This window comes from Streptomyces sp. SAJ15 (genome assembly GCF_007595705.1).
In the GTDB taxonomy this organism is placed as follows: Bacteria; Actinomycetota; Actinomycetes; order Streptomycetales; family Streptomycetaceae; genus Streptomyces.
On record NZ_NISY01000020.1, the window covers coordinates 35,558 to 50,292 of the forward strand.

Consider the following 14,735-nt stretch of genomic DNA (forward strand, 5'->3'; position numbering starts at 1 on the left):
GAGATGGCTCGGGACCGGGATCGGTTCTCCACCGCGACCAGGCTGAAGGCGCTCGGCGGCCAGGCCACCGCCCGGGTCTACCGCGCGCGCACCCCGCGCCGCGGCCGCCTCACCGGACGCGCCGCCCTGCTCGCGCTGGTCCTCTGCTCCCTCGTCGTCGCCCTCGCCTATCCGACCCGACAGTTCGTCTCGCAGCGCTCGGACATCGCCGACCAGCGGCGCCAGGCGGAGGAGGCGCGCGAGGACGTCAAGCGGCTGCGCGAGGAGAAGGCACGGCTGCAGGACCCGGCGTACATCGAGCGGCTGGCCCGCGAACACCTGCACTACGTCCGCCCGGGCGAGACCGGCTACAGCGTGCCGGGCGGCGGCGGTCCGGGCGACCGCGTCGACAGCCGGGGCGCCGCCGACCAGCCCTGGTACCGCAATCTGTGGGACGGTGTGGACGCCGCGGACCGGCAGACGTCCCGCTGACCCGCCACCGCCACGCCCACCGTCTCCCGAATCCGCCCCGGCCACCCACCGCTCCGAACCGACCGAAGAGAACCCTCCACACATGGACACGCCCCCTCCGCAGACCGAGCACACCGCGCCCACCGACGCCGACGTGGCCGCCATCAAGGCACAGCTGAACCGCGTGCCGCGCGGTCTGCGCGCCATCGCCCACCGCTGCCCCTGCGGCAACCCCGACGTCGTCGAGACGGCCCCGCGGCTTGAGGACGGCACGCCCTTCCCGACGCTCTACTACCTGACCTGCCCGCGCGCCGCCTCCGCCATCGGCACCCTTGAGGCCAACGGCGTGATGAAGGAGATGCAGGCCCAGCTCGGCACCGACCCGGAGCTGGCCGCCGCCTACCGCGCCGCCCACGAGGACTACATCGCCCGCCGCGACGCGATCGAGGTGCTGGAGGGCTTCCCGAGCGCCGGCGGCATGCCGGACCGGGTCAAGTGCCTGCATGTGCTGGTCGGCCACTCGCTGGCGGCCGGGCCCGGCGTCAACCCGCTGGGCGACGAGGCCCTCGCGCTGCTGCCGGAGTGGTGGCGCAAGGGCCCGTGCGTGAACCCCTGCGGGAGCGAGGGGGAGTCCGAGTGAGGCGCGTCGCCGCCATCGACTGCGGCACCAACTCCATCCGACTGCTCGTCGCCGACCTCGACCCGGCCACCGGCGAACTGGTCGAGCTCGACCGGCGGATGCGGATCGTGCGCCTGGGCCAGGGCGTGGACCGCACCGGGCGGCTGGCCCCCGAGGCGCTGGAGCGCACCTTCGAGGCGTGCCGGGAGTACGCCGCCGTGATCAAGGAGCACGGGGCGGCCGACCGGCGTTTCGTGGCCACCTCCGCCTCGCGCGACGCGGAGAACCGCGAGGACTTCGTGCGCGGCGTGCGGGAGATCCTGGGCGTGGAGCCCGAGGTGATCACCGGCGACCAGGAGGCGGAGTTCTCCTTCACCGGCGCCACCCGGGAGCTCGCCGGCGCCGACGGCTTCGAGAAGCCGTACCTGGTGGTGGACATCGGCGGCGGCTCCACGGAGTTCGTCGTCGGTGCGGACCATGTGCGGGCCGCGCGCAGCGTGGACATCGGCTGTGTGCGGATGACCGAGCGCCATCTGGTCGTCGACGGCCGGGTGGAGGACCGTCCGACGCCGGATCAGATCGAGGCCATACGGGCCGACATCACGGCGGCGCTCGACCAGGTCGCCGAGACGGTGCCGCTGGACGAGGCCCGTACACTGGTCGGACTGGCCGGCTCGGTCACCACCGTCGCCGCCATCGCGCTGGGTCTGTCCGCGTACGACTCCGCGGCCATCCACCACTCCCGCATCACGCTCGACCAGGCGCGCGAGGTCACCGGACGGCTGGTGGAGGCCACGCACGCCGAGCGCGCCGCCATCCCGGTCATCCACCCGGGGCGGGTCGATGTGATCGCCGCGGGGGCGCTCGTACTGCTCACGATCATGGAGCGGATCGGGGCCCGGGAGGTCGTCGTCAGCGAGCACGACATCCTCGACGGGATCGCCTGGAGCGTCGCCGAGCAGACCGTCTGAAAAAACTTCGTGAAATCCTTCACATGAAAAAGGGGCCCGGCGGCCGCAGGATGAGCCCGCCGGGCCCGTTTTGGCGTACCCGAAAGCGTCAGACGCCGGAAACCGGTGTGTTGCATGGGTGTTGCACGGGTGTGTGCCGGAGCGGTGGTCTAGCCCGGTGGCGGGCGGCAAGCCCTGATCAAAGGGGGTGAACAACGCGCTCCATGGCGCGCTGGTTCCCCTCGGCGACTATGGCGTCGGTCACGGTGGCGGCGGAGTGTAGCAGACGCCTTCCGGGTCCTTGTGAAGGGGCTCACGAGCACCCCCCCATAGGGTGCTGGATACTCAAAGCATGAGCACCACGGAGCGTCCCAGGATCCTCGTTGTAGGCGGTGGGTACGTAGGTTTGTACGCGGCACGCCGCATCCTCAAGAAGATGCGGTACGGCGAGGCGACCGTCACGGTCGTCGACCCGCGCTCGTACATGACGTACCAGCCCTTCCTCCCCGAAGCTGCTGCCGGCAGCATCTCCCCGCGGCACGTCGTGGTCCCGCTGCGACGCGTGCTCCCGAAGGCGGAGGTCCTCACCGGTCGCGTGACCACCATCGATCAGGACCGCAAGGTCGCCACCGTCCAGCCGCTGGTCGGCGAGGCGTACGAGCTGCCCTTCGACTACCTGGTCATCGCGCTCGGCGCGGTCTCCCGCACCTTCCCGATCCCCGGCCTGGCCGAGAACGGCATCGGCATGAAGGGCATCGAGGAGGCCATCGGCCTGCGCAACCACGTCCTCGAGCAGCTCGACAAGGCCGACTCCACGACGGACGAGGAGATCCGCCGCAAGGCGCTCACCTTCGTCTTCGTCGGCGGTGGCTTCGCGGGCGCGGAGACCATCGGCGAGGTCGAGGACATGGCGCGCGACGCCGCCAAGTACTACCCGAACGTGAAGCGCGAGGACATGCGCTTCGTGCTGGTGGACGCCGCCGACAAGATCCTCCCCGAGGTCGGCCCGAAGCTCGGCCAGTGGGGCCTTGAGCACCTCCAGAAGCGCGGTGTCGAGGTCTACCTCCAGACCTCCATGGAGTCCTGCGTCGACGGTCACGTCGTCCTGAAGAACGGCCTTGAGGTCGACTCCAACACCATCGTGTGGACCGCCGGCGTCAAGCCGAACCCGGCCCTGGCCCGCTTCGGTCTGCCGCTCGGCCCGCGCGGCCACGTCGACACCGCCCCCACCCTCCAGGTGCAGGGCACCGACTACATCTGGGCCGCCGGCGACAACGCCCAGGTCCCGGACCTCGTCGGCCGCAAGGGCGGCAACGAGAACGCCTGGTGCCCGCCGAACGCCCAGCACGCGCTGCGCCAGGCCAAGGTCCTCGGCGACAACGTGATCTCGGGCATGCGGGGCTTCCCGCAGCGCGAGTACAGCCACGCCAACAAGGGCGCCGTCGCGGGTCTCGGCCTGCACAAGGGCGTCGCGATGCTCGTCTTCGGCAAGACGAAGATCAAGCTGAAGGGCCGGCTGGCCTGGTACATGCACCGTGGCTACCACGGCATGGCGATGCCGACCTTCAACCGCAAGATCCGCGTCCTCGCCGACTGGACGCTGCAGATGTTCCTCAAGCGCGAGGTCGTCTCCCTCGGCGCCATCGAGAACCCCCGCGAGGAGTTCTACGAGGCCGCCAAGCCGGCCCCCGCCCCGGCCCCGGCCGCCAAGGCCGACTCCGGAGCGGAGAAGGCCAAGGCGTCCTGACGCCTCCCGGCCGGCGCCGCGGCGCCGGCCGGACAACCGCACACACGCCGAAGGGCGTCCGCCAATCCGTGGGGCGGACGCCCTTTCGCGTACCCGCCTGCGTACCCGCCTGCCGCGGGCGTCGTGCCCCGATCGCTGAGCCCCGTCGGACATCGCTTCCCCCGGGGTGGGGGCGGGGAACGGATTCCGCCGCCGGTCCTCCGTCCCTGCCGTGCCGTCGCCGGGTCCCTGTGGTTGAGCCCCGTCGGGGGCCGCCGGTCTCCGCCGTACCGGTCGCTCGCCGTTGCGGCGGGATAGGGGGCGGCCGCCCCCTCGGGCGGGTCTCGGGGGCGGAGCTCCGGTTGCGGGAAGGCGGGGACGGGGAATCGATTCCGCCGCGATGGCGCGCAACCCGCCCGCTGGAGCCCGGCGGTGCCGTCCCGGCCGTGTCGTCGCGGGGTCCCTGTGGTTGAGCCCCGTCGGGGGCCGCCGGTCTCCGCCGTACCGGTCGCTCGCCGTTGCGGCGGGATGGGGCCCCTCGTGGCGGGTGCCGGGGCGGGAGCCCGGAGGCGCGTGGGGACCGGGCGGCGGGCGGATGGGTGGGCCGTTCCGTTATTTGCTGATTCCACACGCCCCCAGGGGACTGCGTGAGGGGCCGGACGGTGTTTACGTGAGGGGTGGACTCTTCGTTGACGACCCATCACGGAGGTGTGCGACATGGCCGACGCCGCTCGACGGCTCACCGCGCTCGCTCAGGAGGCGCTGGGGGTCCCGCTCCCCGTCCGCATCCGCGCCTGGGACGGCAGTGAAGCCGGCCCCCCGGGCGCCCCGACCCTCGTCATCAGGCGCCGCCGAGCCCTGCGCCGGTTGCTGTGGAAGCCGGGTGAACTGGGCCTGGCCCGCGGCTGGGTGGCCGGCGACCTCGATATCGAGGGCGACCTCTACGACGCCCTGGACCGCCTCGCCGGGCTGGTCTGGGAGCGCTCCTCCGACCGGCGACGGCCGCCCGCCCTCGCCGCGCTCCGCGCGCTGCGCGACCCGGAGCTGCGCGCCGCCCTCCGTGCGGTGGTCGCCCTCGTGGGCCCGGGGCTGCCGCCCGCCCCGCCCCCCGAGGAGGCCCCCGTGCGGCGCGGCCCGCTGCACACGCTGCGCAGCGACAGGGCGGCCATCAGCCACCACTACGACGTCGGCAACGACTTCTACGAGCTGGTGCTGGGCCCCTCGATGGTCTACTCGTGCGCCTACTGGGAGGGGGCCGGCCAGTCCCTGGAGGACGCCCAGCGCGCCAAGCTCGACCTCGTCTGCCGCAAGTTGGCGCTCAGGTCCGGTCAGCGGCTGCTGGACGTGGGCTGCGGCTGGGGCTCGATGGTGCTGCACGCGGCACGTGAGTACGGGGTGCGCGCGGTCGGCATCACGCTCTCCGAGGAGCAGGCCACGTATGCCCGCAAGCGCATCGCCGACGCCGGGCTCACCGACCGGGTGGAGATCCGGGTGCAGGACTACCGCGAGGTGACGGACGGTCCGTACGACGCGATCTCCTCCATCGGCATGGCCGAACACGTGGGCTCCGTGCGGTACGCCGCGTACGCGGAGAGCCTGCACGGGCTGCTGGTCCCGGGCGGGCGGCTGCTCAACCACCAGATCGCCCGGCGGCCGGACCCGGACGAGACCTCGTATCGCGTGGACGAGTTCATCGACCGCTATGTCTTCCCCGACGGCGAGCTCGCCCCGGTGGGCCGCACCGTCGGCCAGTTGGAGGAGGCCGGCTTCGAGGTGCGCGACGTGGAGGCCATCCGCGAGCACTACGCGCTGACCCTGCGTCGCTGGGTGGTCAACCTGGAGGCGAACTGGGCGCGCGCGGCGGCGGTCACCTCGCCGGGCCGGGCGCGTGTCTGGCGGCTCTACATGGCGGCGTGCGCCGTGTCCTTCGAGCGCAACCGCATCGGGGTCAACCAGGTCCTCGCCGTGCGCACCCCGCTCTCCGGTGCCGCCGGGATGCCGCTGCGGGCCAGGGACTGGCGCGGCTGAGGGGGCGTCTAGGAGCCGCGCGTCGGCGGCCCGTTCGGGGTTCCGGGTTCCGGAACGCGAGACGGCCGCCACTCCCGACGCGGGGTGGCGGCCGTCCGGCGGCGTGGCGGGCGGGAGGCGGAGGGCCTCCCGCCCGCGGCCGGTCCTACTCGGACTTGATGGCGGCCAGCATGTTGAGCTTGGCGGCCCGGCGGGCCGGCCACAGCGCGGCCAGCACGCCGACCAGCGCGGCGAGCGCCAGGAAGACGGCCATCCGGCCCCAGGGCAGGACCAGCTCGTAGGTGGACAGCCCGCTGGCGAGCAGCTCACCGGCGGCCCAGCCGAAGAAGACGCCGAGGCCGATGCCGAGCACCCCGCCGAAGAGCGAGATGACCAGCGACTCCAGCCGGACCATGCGCTTGATGCCGCGCCGGTCCAGGCCGATCGCCCGCAGCATGCCGATCTCCTGCGACCGCTCGAAGACGGACATGGCCAGGGTGTTGATGACGCCGAGCACGGCGACGATCACGGCCATGCCCAGCAGGCCGTAGAGCATGTTCAGCATCAGGGTGAAGAACTTGGCGATGTCCTCGGAGACGTCGTCCTTGTCCTGGACGTGGATGGCCGGGTTGTCGCCCAGCGCCTTCTCCAGCGCGTTCTTGGCGGCGTCGCTCGGGCCGCCCTTGGTCGCGAGCATCACCTGCATGTCGCGGGGCTGGTCGATGTGCGGGGCGAGCGCGGCGTTCTCGATCATGAGGCCGCGGATCATCTCGTTGCCCTGGTAGACGCCGCTGACGGAGAGCGTGCCGCGCTTGCCGTCCTCGTAGACCACGTTGAGCCGCGAGCCGACCTTCCAGCCCTCGTCCTTGGCGGTGTCCTTGTCGACGATGACCTTGTCGCCGCCCAGCGAGGTGAAGGCGCCCTGGTGGAACTCGAGGTCGAGCAGCTTGCCCATGGCCTTGCCGTCGACGCCGACCAGGGTCTCCGCGTTGCCGTTGATCCGGGACTCGGAGAGCCGCAGCGGGCTGGAAGCGGTGGTCTCCGGCAGCGACGCGAGCTTCTTCGCCACGTCCGGGGAGAGCGGGATGCCGCCGTCGAAGCTGCCCATGGAGACCACGTAGTCGGCCTTGAGCGCGTCGGTGGCCATCTTGTCGATGGACTTCTGGACGCTGCCCGCGATGACGGTCAGGCCGGTGATCAGGGTGAGGCCGACCATCAGCGCGGAGGCGGTGGCGGCGGTGCGGCGTGGGTTGCGGACCGCGTTCTGCCGGGCGAGCTTGCCCGAGATGCCGAAGACGCGCAGCAGCGGGCCGGCGGCCGCGATGATCGGCCGGGACAGCAGCGGGGTCAGCACGAACACGCCGATCAGCAGGACGACCGCGCCCATGCCCATGACGGCCTTGCCGTCGGACATGCCGGTGGCGGCCAGCACCATCGCCACACCGACGCCGGCGAAGATCGCGCCGATGGTGTTGCGGACGACCAGGCTGCGGGTGGTGGCGACCGCGTGGACGCTGCTCATGGCGGCGACCGGCGGGATCTTCGCGGCGCGGCGGCCGGGCAGCCAGGCGGCGAGCACGGTCACCACGATGCCGGTGACCAGCGCGGTGACGACGGTGGAGGGGGAGACGATCAGCGGGCCGTCCGGCACGGTGGCGCCGGTGGAGTTCAGCAGCGAGCGCAGCCCGGCGCCGATCCCGACGCCGGCGAGCAGGCCGGTGACGGCGGCGATGGTGCCGACGACGGTGGCCTCGATCAGCACCGAGCGGGTGACCTGGCGGCGGCTGGCGCCGACCGCGCGCATCAGGGCCAGCTCCTTGGTGCGCTGGGAGACCAGCATGGTGAAGGTGTTGGCGATCAGGAAGATGCCGACGAAGAGCGCGATGCCGGCGAAGACCAGCATGCCGGTGCGCATCCCGCTCATGCTGCTCTTGATCGCCTCGGCCTGGTCGTCGGCGACCTCCTGGCCGGTCTCGGCCTTGGCCTTGCCCTTCGGCAGGATCTTGTCGATCTCGGCCTTCAGCGCGGCCTGCGAGGTGCCGGCGGCGGCCTTCACGTCGATCTCGCTGAACTGGCCGGGCTTGGCGAAGTGCTTCTGGGCGGTGGCGGTGTCGAAGAGGGTGAGCGTGCCGCCCGCCGCGACGTTGCCGTCGTCGGTGGTGAAGATGCCGGTCAGCTTCTGCTTCAGGACGGGGCCGTCGACCGAGACCCGGACCGTGTCGCCGACCTTGTAGTCACCGCTGTCGGCGCTCTTGGCGTCGAGGGCTATCTCGCCCGCGCGCTGCGGGGCGCGGCCGTCCCGCATCGGGTAGCGGGCGTCCTTGCCGTCCTTCGCCGGGTGGTAGTTGCCACCCGCGTTGTTGAAGCCGCCGCCGAGGAGGTCGCCGTCCTTGTCGGAGATGGCGGTGTAGCCGGAGACGATTCCGGTCGCGGAGGCGGCGCCCGGCACGGTGCCGGCGCGGTCCAGCAGTCGCTGGCTGAGCTTGGGGGCGTCGCCCGGCTTGTTCGCGTCGTCGTTGTCGTTGTCGGGGGTGATGGCGACGTCGACGCCCACGAACCCCTTCTCGGAGCTCTTCTGGTAGGCGTCGGAGATGGTGTTGGTGAAGACCAGGGTGCCGGAGACGAAGGCCACGCCGAGGAGCACGGCGAGCACGGTCATCAGCAGCCTGGCCTTGTGCGCGAGCACGTTGCGCAAGGCGGTACGGAACATGGGAGTGGTCAGTCCTGGGGTGGGGGCCGGCGGTCGGGTCGGGGGCTCAGCTCACGCGGCCCTTGGCGTCGAAGCGCTTCATGCGGTCGAGGACGGCCTCGGCGCTCGGGGTGTGCAGCTCGTCGACGATGCGGCCGTCGGCCAGGAAGACCACGCGGTCCGCGTAGGAGGCGGCGACCGGGTCGTGGGTCACCATGACCACCGTCTGGCCCAGCTCGCGCACCGAGTTGCGCAGGAAGCCGAGGACCTCGGCGCCGGAGCGGGAGTCCAGGTTTCCGGTGGGCTCGTCGGCGAAGATGATCTCGGGCTTGCCGGCCAGCGCGCGGGCCACGGCGACGCGCTGCTGCTGACCGCCGGAGAGCTGGTTGGGGCGGTGCTTGAGCCGCCCGGAGAGACCGACGGTGGCGACCACCTGGTCCAGCCACGCCTTGTCCGGCTTGCGGCCGGCGATGTCCATCGGGAGGGTGATGTTCTCCAGCGCGTTCAGCGTCGGCAGCAGGTTGAACGCCTGGAAGATGAAGCCGATCTTGTCGCGGCGCAGCTGGGTGAGCTTCTTGTCCTTCAGCGAGGTCAGCTCGGTGTCGCCGATGCGGGCCGAACCGCTGGAGATCGTGTCGAGCCCGGCCATGCAGTGCATCAGGGTCGACTTGCCGGAGCCCGAGGGGCCCATGATCGCGGTGAACTCGGCCTGCCGGAACTCGACGGAGACCGCGTCCAGGGCGACCACCTGGGTCTCGCCCTGGCCGTAGACCTTGGTCAGGTCCGTGGCGCGGGCCGCCGCCGCGGTGGGGCGGGCGGCGGTCTGGACGCCGGAGGGGAAGGTGGTCACGGTGGACAGCTCCTGTCGGTGTGGGGTCGTGAACGTTCCTCCATCGTCCAAGCCGGATCGGCCCGGCGGATCAGCCCGTGCTCCGGTTCCGGGGGCAGACCCAGGAGGTACGTCGGAGGGCCTCTCTCCTCCCTGGGGAGGAGGAGACCCCCGAGCCCCGAGAAGGAGGGCGTAGGCGGGGAGCACGGCATCCGCGCCGGACGCTCACCGGGCCCGCCCCCTACCCTCACGGAGTCCGCGCAGGACCCTCACCGGGCTCTCTCCCCGAGCGCTCTCCCCGGGCTCTCTTCCCGGCTCTCTCCCGGGGCTCTTTTCGAGGGCTTTCGGACGATGTCGCGCCCGGGCCCGGGGCCGCGCCGGGCGGCGAGATTTCGTCATTCCCTGTCACGATGGGAGCGCGTCCAGTGACCAGGCTCTGTAGGCCAATGGCATATGCCAGGGGCCTTGGCCCCCTGCTGATGAACCCTCAAGTTGCCAATAAAATAAGACAACCTCGGTTCGACGTTCCGCTGTTCGGGGGCATCTCCCCGGATAGGCTCGACTCGCTCTGCTCGAAGCGCCGTATGCACCGCGATACGGCCGGAGAGTCCTGCCCGGATGGTGGAATGCAGACACGGCGAGCTTAAACCTCGCTGGCCTTCGGGCCGTGCCGGTTCAAGTCCGGCTCCGGGCACAGCCATGGCCATACCCGCACACGCTCCGTGCGGGTTCGGTCGCCGACGGTCCGGAAGCATTCCTTCCGGTCGCCTCGCGCGGCGTCGCTCGGAACGGAGACTTCCGCGAAAGATCCTGCCCAAGCACTAGAGCGTCTCTTTTGCTCACCCATTACTCTTGAGCCAAGGTCGCGCACGGCGGCCATGGAGGAGTGAGGATGAGGAGCAGCAACCCGGTCTTCTCGCGGTTCAGCCGCGACGCCGGCTCTGCGGGCTTCGGCGCTGCGCCGCAGGCCGGGGGCCCCACCGCAACTCAGGGCAACCCGTACGCGCAGGGCAACCCGTACGCCCAGCCGCAGGCCCCGACGAACCCGTACGCGATGGGCGGCCAGCACCAGCTGACGCCCGACCAACTGCAGCAGATGTACGGCGCGCCGCCGGCGGGCCCGCTGCAGACCGGCCGGATGACGATGGACGACGTCGTCATGCGCACCGGCATGACGCTCGGCACGGTCATCGTGGCCGCCGCGGTCGCCTGGATCGCGGAGCTGCCGGCCGCGGCCGGCTTCGGCGCCGCGCTGGTCGCGATGGTGCTGGGCTTCGTCCAGTCGTTCAAGCGCAAGGCCGTCCCGGCGCTGATCCTGGCGTACGCGGCGTTCGAGGGCATCTTCCTCGGCGTCATCAGCCAGATCTACAACGAGCGCTGGTCCGGCATCCCGATGCAGGCCGTGCTCGGCACCATGGCCGTCTCGGTCGGTGTGCTGGCCGCGTACAAGACCCGGTTGATCCGGGTCGACCAGCGCTTCATGCGCTTCGTGCTCGCCGCCGCGATCGGCTTCGTGCTGCTGATGTCGGTGAACCTGCTGTTCGCCGCGTTCGGCGGCGGTGACGGCCTCGGCTTCCGCAGCGGCGGCCTCGGCATCGTCTTCGGCATCGTGGGCGTGCTGCTCGGTGCGGCGTTCCTGGCGCTGGACTTCAAGCAGATCGAGGACGGCGTGCGGTACGGCGCGCCGCGCGAGGAGTCGTGGCTGGCCGCGTTCGGCCTGACCCTCTCGCTGGTGTGGATCTACCTGGAGATGCTGCGGCTGATCGCCATCATCAGGGAGTTGTGACCCGGCCGAGGTGATCCCACCGAGGCGAAGAAGGGCCCGCGGAGGCAACGCCCCCGCGGGCCCTTCGCCGTGTCTGCCATGCCTGCCATGCGTGTCATGCCATGCCTGTCATGTCGGTCGCGTCGTCGTGGCGAACCCGGCTACAGCAGCTTGCGCGCCGCCCGGCGCAGGTCGTGCTCGTGGATGATCGCCTTTGCGTGCCCGTAGGCGAGCTGGTGCTCGCCGCGCAGCCAGCTCACCTTTTCCTCGAAGCGGAGGAGGGCGGGTCCTTCGTCTACCGTGCGCATCCAGTCGGAGACTTCACGGCCGGTGCAGGCGGGGATTCGGGAGAGCAGGTTGCGGTGGGTCTCTTCGGAGAAGACTGGGGACATTCGGCGCCTCCGGCATGTCCGATCGCTGTTCCACGTCGTGGCCCAGGTTGGTCTTCAGCTCACGGTGCCTGAGCGGGGGCGCGTTGGCAACAGCCCGTTGGCGGCGCATAGGCTCGCGATGTGAACGACGTGACGTCCCTACTGAATGCGGTCGACCGGCTCGCCGACCGGCTTCGCACCCTGCCCCAGTCCGCCCTGACCAGGGGCGCCGCGGCGGAAGGGCGGGAGCTCGCGCGGGAGTTGGCGGCGCGGGCGCAGGCGATGGAGGAGCCCGGAAAAGAGCCGAGAATGATGCCTGACACCGGGCTGTTCGCGGTCGGCGACCAACTGGCGGTGGCGGGCCACGATCTGGTGGAGGCGCTTCGGGCGGCGCCCTCCGAGGCCGTGGCGGCGCCGCTGGCGGAGGCGCTGGAACGGGTGGCGGCCACCGCCGAGCGGGTGCGCTGAGCGGACGCGCCGAACGGCGCCTGCCGTTCGCCGAGCGGTGCGTGCCGTGGATCGAGCGGCGCGTGCCAGGTAGGCCGCGCGGGCGCACCGGGGGTGCCGGGGGGAGCGCGCCGAGTCGGTGCGCCGGGCGCACGCGGGGGAGTGGGGCGGGCGCGCCGGAGCCCTTGCGGGGCCGTGCGCCGGCTGCTTCGCTACAGCGAGGCGATGACGCGGTCGGCGAGCACGTAGACGTTCTCGTCGCCGCAGCGGAAGGTCAGGGCGTACGCCCCGGCCACTCCCGAGCTGCCCAGCAGCACCGGGGAGGTGCCCTCGCGCAGCGCGCCGGCGAGCCGCTCGGCGGTCTCCCGGTGACCGGGGGTCATGCACATCGTGGTGCCGTCGGCGAAGACGTAGACGTCCAGGGTGCCCAGCGGGCCGGGCCGGACGTCGGCCAACGGCGTGGCGGCCTCGGTCAGCTCCGCCAGCCGGGCGACGGTGCGCTCGTGGTCGGTGACGCCGGGCGCGGGGGTGAAGTCCGGGTGCGAGGGGTGGCGGCGGCGCGCGGCGGCCAGCTCGGCGGACTCCACCACGTCGGCCTCCAGCTCCACCTCGCCGGAGGGGTCCAGCACCTCGGGGCCGAACATGGGCTCAAGACCGGCGAAGTCGGCCTGCCGGGGGACGTAGAGCTGGGTCTCGGGCTGGGCGTCGACGGCGGCGTCCAGTCGGGCGTCGAGCTGCGCGTCCAGGGCGGGGTCGTCGGCGAGCCCGGCCAGCTCGCCCAGGAGCGTGGACGCCTCGCCGGCGGGGGAGCTGCCGGTCACATCGCGGGCCTCCTGCGCGGCCCAGAACGCGCGGGCCTCGGCCAGCTCGCGCTCGCGCTCCTCGGCCAGCGCGTCCGCGACGGCCGCGCGTATCTCGGCGGCGGGAACGGAACGGGCGGGGGGCACGGCGGCCTCCTGGCGCGCTGCGGCGCTCAGCGCCAACTCGGCGCGCAGGGCGACGATCTGCCGGCGCAGGTCGCGAGTGGTGTACAGGGCGGCGACGCCCACGCCCGTGGCGGCGGCCGCGGCCAACAGGACGACAAGAGTCATGGCGCTCACTGACATACTCCCGATTGCTGTGGATCCCCCGAATTCCTACCTCAGCTTGGCCCGCGGCGCAGGTCCCTGTTAGTGCATAACGTCAGTAAACGGACAGGTATTTAGTCCCAGACGTCCCGCGCGCACCACACTGACCTGCGCAGACGCCGCTCCCCCAGGACATAGGTCACATCCTGGGGGAGATTCGGTCACAGCTGAGATGGGGCGACTAGCTGAGCCGCTCGATCACCATAGCCATACCCTGGCCGCCGCCGACGCACATGGTCTCCAGACCGAACTGCTTGTCGTGGAACTGGAGCGAGTTGATCAGCGTGGTGGTGATGCGGGCGCCGGTCATGCCGAACGGGTGGCCGACGGCGATCGCGCCGCCGTTGACGTTCAGCTTGTCGATGTCGATGCCGAGGTCCCGGTAGGACGGGATCACCTGGGCGGCGAACGCCTCGTTGATCTCGACCAGGTCGATGTCGTCGATGGTCAGCCCCGCGCGGGCGAGCGCCTGCCGGCTGGCCTCCACCGGGCCGTAGCCCATGATCTCCGGGGAGAGGCCGGAGACGCCGGTGGAGACGATCCGGGCCAGCGGGGTCAGGCCGAGCTCACGCGCCTTGGTGTCGGACATGATCACCAGGGCGGCGGCGCCGTCGTTGAGCGGGCAGCAGTTGCCCGCCGTCACCAGGCCGTCGGGGCGGAAGACGGGCTTGAGGCCCTGGACGCCCTCCAGCGTGGTGCCCGCGCGCGGGCCGTCGTCCTGGGAGACCACGGTGCCGTCGGGCGTGGTGATCGGGGTGATCTCGCGCTGCCAGAAGCCCTTCTTGAGGGCCTCCTCGGCCAGGTTCTGGGACCGGACGCCGAACTCGTCCATCTCCTCGCGGGTGATGCCCTTGAGTCGGGCCAGGTTCTCCGCGGTCTGTCCCATGGCGATGTACGCGTCCGGCAGCAGGCCGTCCTCGCGCGGGTCCTGCCAGCCCTCGCCGCCGTGCTCGGCGCGGTGCGCGGAGCGGGCCTCCGCCTCCGCGAAGAGCGGGTTGTGGGTGCCCGGCATGCCGTCCGAGGAGCCGTTGACGCTGCGCGAGACCGTCTCGACGCCCGCCGAGATGAACACGTCGCCCTCGCCCGCCTTGATCGCGTGCAGGGCCATCCGGGAGGTCTGCAGCGAGGAGGCGCAGTACCGGGTGATGGTGCAGCCCGGCAGGTGGTCCATGCCCAGCTGTACGGCGACGATCCGCCCCAGGTTGTGGCCCTGCTCGCCGCCGGGGAGACCGCAGCCCAGCATCAGGTCGTCGATGTCGCGCGGGTCGAGCTCGGGGACCTTCGCCAGCGCGGTCTTGATGATCTCGGCGGTCAGGTCGTCCGGCCGCACGTCCTTCAGCGAGCCCTTGAAGGCGCGCCCGATCGGGGAACGGGCGGCAGAGACGATCACGGCTTCGGGCATCACGGCTCCTGAGGGGGAGAGGGCTGGACTCTCTGGGAAGTTACCCGCACGTACGGCGGGGGTCACGGGTTGCTTGCTGTGCCGCGCGTCACCCCCTCCCGGGGAGGGCCCGTCGAGGAGGGGTTGCCCCCTCGCCCCCTCCCGACGCCTCCGGCGCCGGGCTCTTTTCCCCGCCCACCCGCCCGGCACCCCAACCCGTGGGGTGGGCCGGGGGCTGCGCGGCTTCCGTTCCACGGGGGCTTGGTCATTGCGGGCCTGCCGGGGTGGCCCCGCCACGCGCTGTGCTCCGCGTGCCCCTTGACCGGCGCTACCGCGCCGGGGTCGTTTCCCCGCCCACCCGCCCGGCACCCCAA

At 71.8% G+C, this 14,735-nt stretch carries 12 protein-coding genes and 1 tRNA gene; 8 read left to right on the plus strand and 5 right to left on the minus strand.

Annotation, left to right across the window (positions count from 1 at the left end; all coding sequences use genetic code 11):
* Positions 1-3: 3 nt before the first annotated feature.
* The 5 genes from CD790_RS31585 (at position 4) to CD790_RS31610 (ending at position 5,773) form a co-directional block, all read left to right on the plus strand.
* Positions 4-471 (plus strand): septum formation initiator family protein, encoded by a 468-nt coding sequence (locus CD790_RS31585; RefSeq protein ID WP_144386812.1) that lies wholly within the window; start codon positions 4-6, stop codon positions 469-471.
* Positions 472-553: 82 nt separating this feature from the next.
* Complete coding sequence (locus CD790_RS31595) at positions 554-1,090, plus strand: DUF501 domain-containing protein (protein WP_144386813.1); 537 nt, start codon at positions 554-556, stop codon at positions 1,088-1,090.
* Entirely contained in the window at positions 1,087-2,040 is a 954-nt protein-coding gene (locus CD790_RS31600) for a Ppx/GppA phosphatase family protein (protein WP_144386814.1), read from the plus strand. Before CD790_RS31595 ends, CD790_RS31600 begins: the two co-directional genes overlap by 4 nt.
* Positions 2,041-2,371: 331 nt before the next feature.
* On the plus strand, positions 2,372-3,766 hold the full coding sequence (locus CD790_RS31605; RefSeq protein ID WP_144386815.1) for an NAD(P)/FAD-dependent oxidoreductase: 1,395 nt from the start codon (positions 2,372-2,374) through the stop codon (positions 3,764-3,766).
* 696 nt (positions 3,767-4,462) lie between these two features.
* Positions 4,463-5,773 (plus strand): cyclopropane-fatty-acyl-phospholipid synthase family protein, encoded by a 1,311-nt coding sequence (locus tag CD790_RS31610; RefSeq protein WP_144386816.1) that lies wholly within the window; start codon positions 4,463-4,465, stop codon positions 5,771-5,773.
* A gap of 145 nt (positions 5,774-5,918) precedes the next feature.
* On the opposite strand, the gene CD790_RS31615 is transcribed toward CD790_RS31610, so the two are convergent.
* Both CD790_RS31615 and CD790_RS31620 read right to left on the minus strand, forming a co-directional pair.
* Complete coding sequence (locus CD790_RS31615) at positions 5,919-8,462, minus strand: ABC transporter permease (protein WP_144386817.1); 2,544 nt, start codon at positions 8,460-8,462, stop codon at positions 5,919-5,921.
* 46 nt (positions 8,463-8,508) lie between these two features.
* Positions 8,509-9,291 carry an ABC transporter ATP-binding protein gene (locus tag CD790_RS31620; protein WP_144386818.1) on the minus strand — a complete coding sequence of 261 codons (783 nt, stop codon included), beginning with the start codon at positions 9,289-9,291 and terminating at the stop codon, positions 8,509-8,511.
* Positions 9,292-9,882: 591 nt separating this feature from the next.
* Between CD790_RS31620 and CD790_RS31625 the strand changes: the two genes are divergently transcribed.
* Positions 9,883-9,964: transfer RNA gene (locus CD790_RS31625), tRNA-Leu, on the plus strand.
* 198 nt (positions 9,965-10,162) lie between these two features.
* Positions 10,163-11,056: a Bax inhibitor-1/YccA family protein gene (locus CD790_RS31630; protein ID WP_144386819.1), complete on the plus strand. Its 894-nt coding sequence runs from the start codon at positions 10,163-10,165 to the stop codon at positions 11,054-11,056.
* Positions 11,057-11,196: 140 nt separating this feature from the next.
* Here CD790_RS31630 and CD790_RS31635 read toward each other — a convergent pair whose 3' ends face one another.
* Positions 11,197-11,427: a DUF4287 domain-containing protein gene (locus tag CD790_RS31635; RefSeq protein ID WP_144386820.1), complete on the minus strand. Its 231-nt coding sequence runs from the start codon at positions 11,425-11,427 to the stop codon at positions 11,197-11,199.
* Positions 11,428-11,547: 120 nt separating this feature from the next.
* On the opposite strand from CD790_RS31635, the gene CD790_RS31640 reads away from it, so the two are divergent.
* On the plus strand, positions 11,548-11,874 hold the full coding sequence (locus tag CD790_RS31640) for a hypothetical protein (RefSeq protein WP_144386821.1): 327 nt from the start codon (positions 11,548-11,550) through the stop codon (positions 11,872-11,874).
* 191 nt (positions 11,875-12,065) lie between these two features.
* On the opposite strand, the gene CD790_RS31645 is transcribed toward CD790_RS31640, so the two are convergent.
* Entirely contained in the window at positions 12,066-12,953 is an 888-nt protein-coding gene (locus CD790_RS31645) for a hypothetical protein (RefSeq protein WP_144386822.1), read from the minus strand.
* 208 nt (positions 12,954-13,161) lie between these two features.
* Positions 13,162-14,382 (minus strand): acetyl-CoA C-acetyltransferase, encoded by a 1,221-nt coding sequence (locus CD790_RS31650; protein ID WP_144386823.1) that lies wholly within the window; start codon positions 14,380-14,382, stop codon positions 13,162-13,164.
* Positions 14,383-14,735: the final 353 nt, after the last annotated feature.

Bases quoted from the DNA above. Each gene is read 5' to 3' on its own strand.
- CD790_RS31585 (WP_144386812.1), top strand. From the start codon at position 4: ATGGCTCGGGACCGGGATCGGTTCTCCACCGCGACCAGGCTGAAGGCG.
- CD790_RS31595 (WP_144386813.1), top strand. From the start codon at position 554: ATGGACACGCCCCCTCCGCAGACCGAGCACACCGCGCCCACCGACGCC.
- CD790_RS31605 (WP_144386815.1), top strand. From the start codon at position 2,372: ATGAGCACCACGGAGCGTCCCAGGATCCTCGTTGTAGGCGGTGGGTAC.
- CD790_RS31610 (WP_144386816.1), top strand. From the start codon at position 4,463: ATGGCCGACGCCGCTCGACGGCTCACCGCGCTCGCTCAGGAGGCGCTG.
- CD790_RS31615 (WP_144386817.1), bottom strand. From the start codon at position 8,462: ATGTTCCGTACCGCCTTGCGCAACGTGCTCGCGCACAAGGCCAGGCTG.
- CD790_RS31630 (WP_144386819.1), top strand. From the start codon at position 10,163: ATGAGGAGCAGCAACCCGGTCTTCTCGCGGTTCAGCCGCGACGCCGGC.
- CD790_RS31635 (WP_144386820.1), bottom strand. From the start codon at position 11,427: ATGTCCCCAGTCTTCTCCGAAGAGACCCACCGCAACCTGCTCTCCCGA.
- CD790_RS31650 (WP_144386823.1), bottom strand. From the start codon at position 14,382: ATGCCCGAAGCCGTGATCGTCTCTGCCGCCCGTTCCCCGATCGGGCGC.